Below are 7815 nucleotides of genomic sequence, written 5' to 3' on the forward strand. Positions count from 1 at the left end.
AAATGGCCGCGAACCGCGTCTCATCAGGCGTGTCCTGCGTTCCGCCGCCCTGCGGACGCACCCGCGACGGAGGGATCAACGGCTTCGCGATCTCCACAACCCGTCCGGCACGATCCAGCTCCACGTTCCCCGCCCCATGCCCGGGTCAACGTCCGCCTCACCACGTAGGACACGGTCTTAGACAGCCTCGCAGAGGCACTGCAGCCATGGGTGCTGCACCGCGACCGCCGGCCTGGTGTCTGCTCCCGTGAGCATCTTCTACTCATGAGATTGCTGCCAAGGGGCCCCCACAATGCCAAGAGGGGACAATCGCCCGGCCACACCACTGCCGGCAGACGATTCGGTACCTGAGCTCAGGTGTCGCGTCCTGGAGGCACATATGCGCAGTAACACCACGTCAAGCTCTTGCACGCGCAATCGCGAGATCCTCGCGGCTATTCACCACCGCACTACTCAGGTCAATAGCAGCGACGAGGATTGGGAGGAATTCCGTGCCCTGGCTCGGCTGCTGCTTCGGGCACTAGCCAGAGAGACGTTCTCTGCTCCTCCTCCGGAGAGGCTGGCGCGCCACGTCCACAAGACTGTACGCGAGCTAATCAATGAACGCCTGGCTACAGTAACCAACGGCCAGTCAGCCTCTGCCTGGCTGACTCGGACCCTGCGCGACATCGACAACGAAGAGACTGCTGCGGACAACCGTCAGTCCTACGTCACCTGGGTGGCAGCAGCTGGACGCGCCTTGACGTCAATCCTGCGGGCCACGGAGCCAGACGGTGTCCTTCCCGGACGCAGCGTGATGGCCTACACAAGCCGCGTCCGCAAGAACATCACCGCGTCGCTGAACAAGCTCGAAGGAACCCGGCTGCCTCAGCCGTAGCTAAGAATGAGGCGGATTCTTCGCGCACCAAACGACTGATGGGCGCCAGGCGCTCTCTGATCCCGCAATTCTAAAATAGTCGCACCCCCCTTGTGAGACTCCCCTGCTAGCTAGGAGAAACCCATCATGCGGTGCCCGGATTCCCACTCAGGCGGCTGCGTGTGCCGCTTGTCCAGTACGACGGCAGGCATGTTGTTCCTGGATCTCGTGGAAGATAACTACACAGTTAGTGAAGAACGAGGATTGCGGCGGCTTATTTGCCACGGAGAGCACAGAGAACCTGATGTACCAGACAGCCCAACAGGCATGACATCCTGAATCCTCCGGAAACCGCTGGCCGGGACTTCAATAGCGGGTACAGGGAGCTCGCGACGTCTGCGAAGATTAAAGACCGCACGCTCAGACTGTCTGTCCGAAGCGTAGGACCACGTTTCCACGTGGGCCAAGAGCAACGGCTGCCAAAGATGCCGATGTCGCTCGGACGGCGGGACTAGCCCGCATGGTCCGTGGCTCACCGCAGGATGACAGCCGGTGATGTCGATAGTTTCTGTTACCAGCCTTTGCCGCCGAGCCATTGGCTATCTGGCAAACGTGGAAGTCACCACGACCACGCACTCAGGCAATTATCGGCTCATCACTGTGCAGATCAGGATGGATGCCAATGATGCCGTCTCCACAGGAGCGACATACAAATCCTGCTTCCGAGCCCTCAACATGCCCGCGATGGACGTGATCCTTCACCGTCGACGAAAGGCTGAACCGGTCACGCAGAGATCTAAGATCCAGGAGGCATTCGTACCAGTACCATTCTCCGTCCTGCTGTGTCCAGACCTGGATAGGGCCAACTCGTGGCATACCACTGCTACACAGGTAGTCAGCCAAATCACGCAGATGTTTACACGTCACGCTCTCAAGCATAAGCCAGGCCGTGTGACTGTTGGTGATCGAAGCGGTTATCAGATGGAAGCCGTCAGCAGCGGTTCGCGCCCTGATGACGTCACAATCGTGCTACGCAGATCTGGCTGCGCTCATCTTCGTTCAGCCATGAAGCGTTGGAGCGGGTCTGAGTTCTGACCACTCTGGTACCAGCGGTGCGTGGCTGGCGGATCGCCCAGGTGCCGCCCAGCCAGCCCTCGAATGCTGGGTATCTCCGGGCAAGACCAGCGAAAGGGGCTCAGCGGTCGGATGCCGGGAAGTGCTGGATGGTGTTCACACCGAAAATGTCAGCGAGTTCGCGGCGAGTGGTGACGCCGAGTTTGGTGTACACACGCTGTAGGTGGTTGTCGACGGTGCGTACGGACAAGTTCAGAGTACTGGCTATGTCCTTGCTGGTGGCGCGGGCGGCGGCAAGCAGAGCGATCTCGCGTTCGCGTGCGGTGAGGGGGGCGATGGTTTCAGCGTTGGCCAGCAGTGGGGTGCGGGCCCCATGGCAACGGGCCGCGCATGCCTGGGCTCGCTGGGTAGCGGAAGCGGCACGACGGCCATGTCCGGCTCGGTGCCAGGCCGCCGCAGCAGCCGTTGCGGCTTCGGCGGCAAGCAGGTCGGCGCCGACTGCTTCCAGTTCGCCTGCCGCCGCGAGGAGCCGGTCAGGGTGGTCGGCCGCCAAAGCCGCTGCCAGGTGGGCGCGTGCAGGAGAGAACGCACCGTCGCACTGCTCGGCAAGCCCAGCAAGCCTGCCGGCTGCTTCTCCTGCCCCCCAAGACGGGCGAGATCGGTGAGCAGCATTGCCTCCGAAGTCACATAGCCGGTCGTGCGGGCTTGCTCGGCTGCCTCAGTGAGTACAGCCCGCGCCTGTTCAAGACGTCCCTGGGCCGCCAGCAGCCATGCCTCGCCCAGCCGCTCCTCGCCGGCCAGGAACGGCACGCCTGTGTAGGCTGCGCTATCGGCCAGCGCGGCTTTCGCAGCCGCGATGTCTCCGAGCAGTGCTGCGCATGCGGCCAGCCCCGAGAGCGCCAGCTTCACGATCAGGGGGAGGCGATGTTCACGGGCCAGCGCAACCGCCTCGGCGAATGAGCGTCGTGCTGTGGCGGGACGGCCGGCCAGCCACAGCGACCGCCCCAGGCTGTACAGCAACTGGGAGGCGACGATCACCCCTTGGTCTGCCATGGATCCACTGAGGCCGCGTTCAGCGGTCTCACAAGCCAGTTTTAGTTCACCGGAATCCGCATATGCGGTGGTCAAGGGGTTCAGCTGGGCTGTCGGATGCTGAATGACCGTGCCGACGCTGGCTCTCAAGTGCTCTTGATAAGCCCACTCGCCCAGCCGCACGGCCTCGCGGGTGCGGCCGATAGCGCTCAGTGCAGCAACCTTAAGCGCTAGCCCGTACAGGCGCACACGGTCATCCGGGTTCTGTTCCACGCTCTCAAGCAGGGCCAGGCCTTCCCATGGTTGCCCAGCGCAGACACGCATAGCGCCCTCGTTGACGGTCAGCGCCTCACGCACCGCCGGATGGCTTGTGGCCTGGCGGGCCGCGTCGTTGACGGCGAGTGCCTCCTGCACACGTGCAGCACCCCAGAACAGACTCTGGGTGCGTTCCATGGTGATAGCGAGTCTGTCTTCTTCAGTGCGTGTTTCTGCGTAGGCATCCGCGAAGAATTCTTCAGCCTCATCGATGCGCCCGAGTTCGTAAAGGGCCTCGCCGTGCAGCAGCTGGGTACGAGTGGTTTGCTGGCGGTCGGGCAAGGCCTCGAGCAGCGTAATGACCTGCGCGTAGTCATGGGCGTAGCGGGCCAGGAAAGCAGCCTGGGTCAGGAGAGCCGGGTCTGCGGTGCCGGTGGCGGCCAGCCGCCAACTAGCGATATGCAAGAGGTCTTCCCGGCGGCGGGCGCCGCACGCTTCGGTCCGCTCGGCCTGCTGAAGCAGCATGGCCCTGCGGGACAGAACTGGCAGGTCTGCACGCAGCGCCTCCCCGTACAGCGGGTGACTCAACGTGACGATACTGCGACGCCGGTCCTGGCCTATATGGATCAACCCCTGGTGCTCAAGGCCAGCGAGGACCTGCGGGCCGGCGGCGGCTTCGGCATCAGCAAGGGAGAGAGGCTCACATGCCGCCAGCAACTCCAGCACAGCCCACCCGGCGGCGTCGGCCGTACTGAGCCGGGCCTGGATCAGGTCGGTCAGGCGAGCCGTGCCCGGCAGCGCGGTTTCGGCAAGCCTCCAAACCTCGCTGTCGCTGGTCAAAGAGCCGACCGCCAGAGCGCCGAGGACCAGCTCATGAAGATAGAGCAGGTTCCCGCCGGACGCTGCGTACAGCTCCTGGAGGGTACGTCGCCCGATCTGACCCCCCAGCACTGTCTGAAGCAGGTCCTCGACTTGCTGCTTGTCCAGCACATCCAAGTCCACTCGCAAAACCGCGTCGCCGCGGCACAGGGCGTCCACCGCGTCTCCAACAGCTTCACCAGCACGCACAGTCGCGATCAGCCGAACCACGCCGGCATCCATCAGCTGCCGCAACAGCACCGCTGAGGTCGCGTCCAGCAAGTGCAGATCATCAACGCAGACCGCCCACCTGCGCCGCTGTGGTCCATCCAGCGCACTGACCACGGCCCTGAAGCCACTTACCGGGTCCGACTGAAGATCAATCCCAGCAGGGATCAGATGAGCAATCGCTCCCAGCGGCACAGCACCAGCTGCCGCGCTCGCGGTCGCCCGAACACCCGTAAAACCCTCACGAACAGCATGAGCCAGACACTCCTGGGCCAGCCGCGACTTCCCTACTCCAGCGGGACCCCACACCACAAACGCACGGATCCGCCGATCCGCCAGCACCTTCGCGAAAGCTTCCAGCTCCCGCTCACGCCCAACCAGCGGCCACTGCGGCATCTGACTCCCTGCCCGCACCACGCCTCCCGGCCTTACAGCGGCGGATCCCTCCAGATAAGGGGCATCCGGAACGGCGGACCATTATGCTCAATAATCACTCTAGGCACACACCGCTGAGACTGGCACCGGCGCCCAGAACATCGACGGATCCGGGGCAAGCCTGGGCCCAGGGGTGCCATCCCCCAGGGGACTGCGCGGTTAGCCCGGCACCGGACCCACGCTGCGGCGTCGATCTCCACCAGGCACTCTCCAACTCGCCCGCAGCATTACCAGCTTGAGACGACCCCGCGCGAGCTGATCCGTCGCTACAAACGCTCCCGGCCAGACGAGCTGATCCACGTCGGCAACAAGAAGCTCGGCGACATCCCTGATGGCGGTGGCTGGCGCGCAGACGGAGCCGGGCAACAGGCGAGCGTAACCGCCAGGCCACGACCGACGAGTGCAAGAGCTACAAGCCGGCTCAGGGCCGGCAATTTCTCTGTTGGGCGGTGGGCGCTCCGGACCTCCTGGCAGACGGTGATCACTTGAGCGGTCACTGGGAAGCTCAGCCGCTCGGGCCGCCTCGCGCCGCCGGTCCCGGTGGGCGCTGCTCCGCGGCGCAGGCTCAGAGGGCCGGATCGGCAATGAGAGGCGATGCGTTCCAAGGGCAGAGTCGGACGATTGAAGATCAGCAGAGACCCCAGCTGCTGCACAACTCTTGCATGCCAGCAGATCTTCCCTCATGCTGCACTCACATTGATGGAGAGAAATCATCCATCAATGTGAGTGCGACCTCATGGCATCTGGCGAAATAACTGGCACCTCGATCACACATGCGCCGCACGCAGGGTCCTCAGCACATGGATGTCCCGTCTTTTCGGGGCATAAGCCTGTCGCTGATCAGGAAGGCGCTGCCGAGAGTTCACTCAGCTGAGAGGTTGAACCACCATATGCGTATGGGTGTTAGTCGTCGGGAGTTACTCAAGTGGACTGCGATGGCGTCAGCAGGCTCTGCCTGCTCACTCCATACTTCAATGCTGGGCCCATCCAGAGTGAATGCCCCGATTGCGGACCCTCGAATTCGTGAGTGGGGGGAAGACACTGAGCACGCCTTCCGGGGATACAAGTGGGCAAATCTATTTCAAGGATTGGCGGCTGGGCGCACGTTCTGGTACACGGTGAGCAACCAGATGGGTTCGGGACGAGGCGTGTGGCGTTTCGATCACGCCTGGAAGAGTGCGCATCATATGGACGAGCTAATCCTGCCGAACTCCAGGCATCTAGGTGACATCGACTACGATGTGAGTCGCAATGCACTGTATGTTGCGCTCGAGCCTGGAGGGCATGCAGCAGTATGGGAGATCCTGCTTAGAGCAACGGGCAACGACGGCGTTACGAATCGCATAAGGTATCTCGATGTGAGCGGAACAAAACCGCAGGGATACTCAGCCCCGTGGTGCGCTGTAAATCCGGGAGACGGTCTACTCTACAGCTCAGTATTCGGCGGGGTAGATGAGCAGGTGAGATATATGGACCGACTTTATGCCTATGATCGCGACAGGAACTTCGAGCTCGCCAGAATTGTGCGTCTCCCGCCGGGATACCGGCACGAGAGAGTCCAGGGGGGCGCCTTCGGTAAGTTTGGTCACCTCTATCTTTCAATTGATAGCCACCCCAAACGGATAGCTGGCTACAGCATTCCATCGGGCGGCGATACGGCGCACTATCTTGGGTATGCTCTGATTAACGCTCCGGACCTAGAAGTGGAAGGTATTACGGTCGGCCCTCCCGGCAATTACGTCGACCCCTCAAGTGATCTCTCGCGAGAGTGGGTTCACGTGGGATGCCTAAGAAATAATACGCCATTTCTGCACGATGCCTACATCAAACATTACTGGGTGCCAAATTACTACTGTGTATAGTAATCCTTCTAAACAAAATTGCTAGCCTCGGTCTTTCGGGTCGTAATCACCGGTCGGCGCCGCGTCTGTTGGTGGCGAAGCACGTGAGAGGCATGCCGTCGGCGTCGGTGATGCGCAGCTGGGCTCGGGATAGGGACGTTCCTTGCGGACGATCAGCCGCATCCCTGCGACCATCCCTCCAGCAGGTCACCGGCGAGTTCGGCGATCCAGGCTCCATTGCGGACCTCCCCGTCGAGTTCGAGGCAGGCAGAGCCGGGACCTTCAGGACGTGGCTGTGGATGGCCTCGTTGATGACCACGCCGGCCGAGCAGGACAGCCAGCGATCCCCAGCTGGGTGGAGCCAGGCGAGGAAGTCGTGAGTCCCGCCTGCGAATCGCAGCGGATCAGGGTCTGGCGCCCGCGCCGGTACTTCTTCGGTGGCTAGGGGAGGGCCAGTTGGGCGATTGTGATGTGGTCTGCGGCTCGGCCGTGTTCGCGCCCGTGTTTCCCGGCCGGAGCAGGGCTGCCACCGGCTCTCCGGTCCCGCCCAGGCCATGGTCGACGAAGCCCATAGGGTCTTCTTCCAGATCGGGGCGGCGTCCTGCTTGTCCGAATGCGCGACGACCAGGACGCTGTCCAGGTCCACCGTCACCTCCGCCGTCCTCATGCAGGGCATTTTGCCGGTCAGCGACCAGACTCGTGCGCGGACCTATTCAGAGCGTGACCGTCGGACGCCTGCAGTGCCTTCTCCTCACCCGATACTACGAGGGCATCGATGAGGCGGGAGACGGTTGGATCGGAGGCCACCGGACCGAACACGGCTGGCTCGGCCGCAGCATGGCGACATCCGCGAGAAAGTCCCAATCGAGCGCGACCGCCAGGGCGAGGTCGATCAGCCTGGTCAAGACCGGTCTTGCAGACCGTTTCGACCAGCAGGACCGAACCGGCCTGCGAGACCACGCCCGGCCGTCGTCCCAGACACGGACATGCGAATGGGGTCCGGTAGTCTTCTTCACCTAGAAAGTCCCTCCGACCGGGGCGGAACAAGGACCTAGATAATCCTCATTTCCGCTGTTCAGGGGAACTTTCTCCTGAGCTGACCACCTGTCGGACAGCCCGCCTCATGAAGGCCCGAGGCCTTAAAGAGCGTTTTGTCCTGGCGAAAGTGTTTGGTCCGAGGTTCATGTGTCGCGCCAGTTCGGGGTGGATTCGCGGGTGAGCCGTCGGCTCATGAGG

General features: G+C 62.7%; 4 protein-coding genes and 3 pseudogenes. 2 read left to right on the forward strand and 5 right to left on the reverse strand.

Annotated features, from left to right (window positions below; translation table 11 throughout):
* Positions 1 to 138: pseudogene (locus tag ACF08N_RS37400) on the reverse strand (IS5/IS1182 family transposase); the annotation flags it as partial.
* Between the two features lie 241 nt (positions 139 to 379).
* Between ACF08N_RS37400 and ACF08N_RS37405 the strand changes: the two are divergent.
* Positions 380 to 877, forward strand: a complete 498-nt coding sequence (locus ACF08N_RS37405; RefSeq protein WP_392329173.1) for a hypothetical protein — start codon at positions 380 to 382, stop codon at positions 875 to 877.
* A gap of 1174 nt (positions 878 to 2051) precedes the next feature.
* Here the strand turns inward: ACF08N_RS37405 and ACF08N_RS37410 are convergent.
* The 3 genes and pseudogenes from ACF08N_RS37410 to ACF08N_RS37420 form a co-directional block, all read right to left on the reverse strand.
* The gene (locus ACF08N_RS37410) at positions 2052 to 2288 is read right to left on the reverse strand and encodes a response regulator transcription factor (protein ID WP_392329175.1); all 237 of its coding nucleotides are present in this window, start codon (positions 2286 to 2288) and stop codon (positions 2052 to 2054) included.
* Positions 2195 to 4357 carry a helix-turn-helix transcriptional regulator gene (locus ACF08N_RS37415; RefSeq protein WP_392329176.1) on the reverse strand — a complete coding sequence of 721 codons (2163 nt, stop codon included), beginning with the start codon at positions 4355 to 4357 and terminating at the stop codon, positions 2195 to 2197. The genes ACF08N_RS37410 and ACF08N_RS37415 overlap by 94 nt, the downstream gene beginning before the upstream one ends.
* Before the next feature lie 12 nt (positions 4358 to 4369).
* Positions 4370 to 4699, reverse strand: a pseudogene (locus ACF08N_RS37420) (ATP-binding protein); the annotation flags it as partial.
* Positions 4700 to 5925: 1226 nt separating this feature from the next.
* Between ACF08N_RS37420 and ACF08N_RS37425 the strand changes: the two are divergent.
* On the forward strand, positions 5926 to 6600 hold the full coding sequence (locus ACF08N_RS37425; RefSeq protein ID WP_392329174.1) for a hypothetical protein: 675 nt from the start codon (positions 5926 to 5928) through the stop codon (positions 6598 to 6600).
* Positions 6601 to 6658: 58 nt separating this feature from the next.
* On the opposite strand, the pseudogene ACF08N_RS37430 reads toward ACF08N_RS37425, so the two are convergent.
* Positions 6659 to 7595, reverse strand: a pseudogene (locus tag ACF08N_RS37430) (transposase); the annotation flags it as partial.
* Positions 7596 to 7815 lie beyond the last annotated feature (220 nt).

Origin of the sequence: Streptomyces sp. NPDC015127 (genome assembly GCF_043080095.1) — a bacterium.
In the GTDB taxonomy this organism is placed as follows: Bacteria; Actinomycetota; Actinomycetes; order Streptomycetales; family Streptomycetaceae; genus Streptomyces.

What these genes read in the sequence shown, in the direction of transcription:
- ACF08N_RS37405 (WP_392329173.1), top strand. Translation starts at nt 380, where the DNA reads ATGCGCAGTAACACCACGTCAAGCTCTTGCACGCGCAATCGCGAGATC.
- ACF08N_RS37425 (WP_392329174.1), top strand. Translation starts at nt 5,926, where the DNA reads ATGGACGAGCTAATCCTGCCGAACTCCAGGCATCTAGGTGACATCGAC.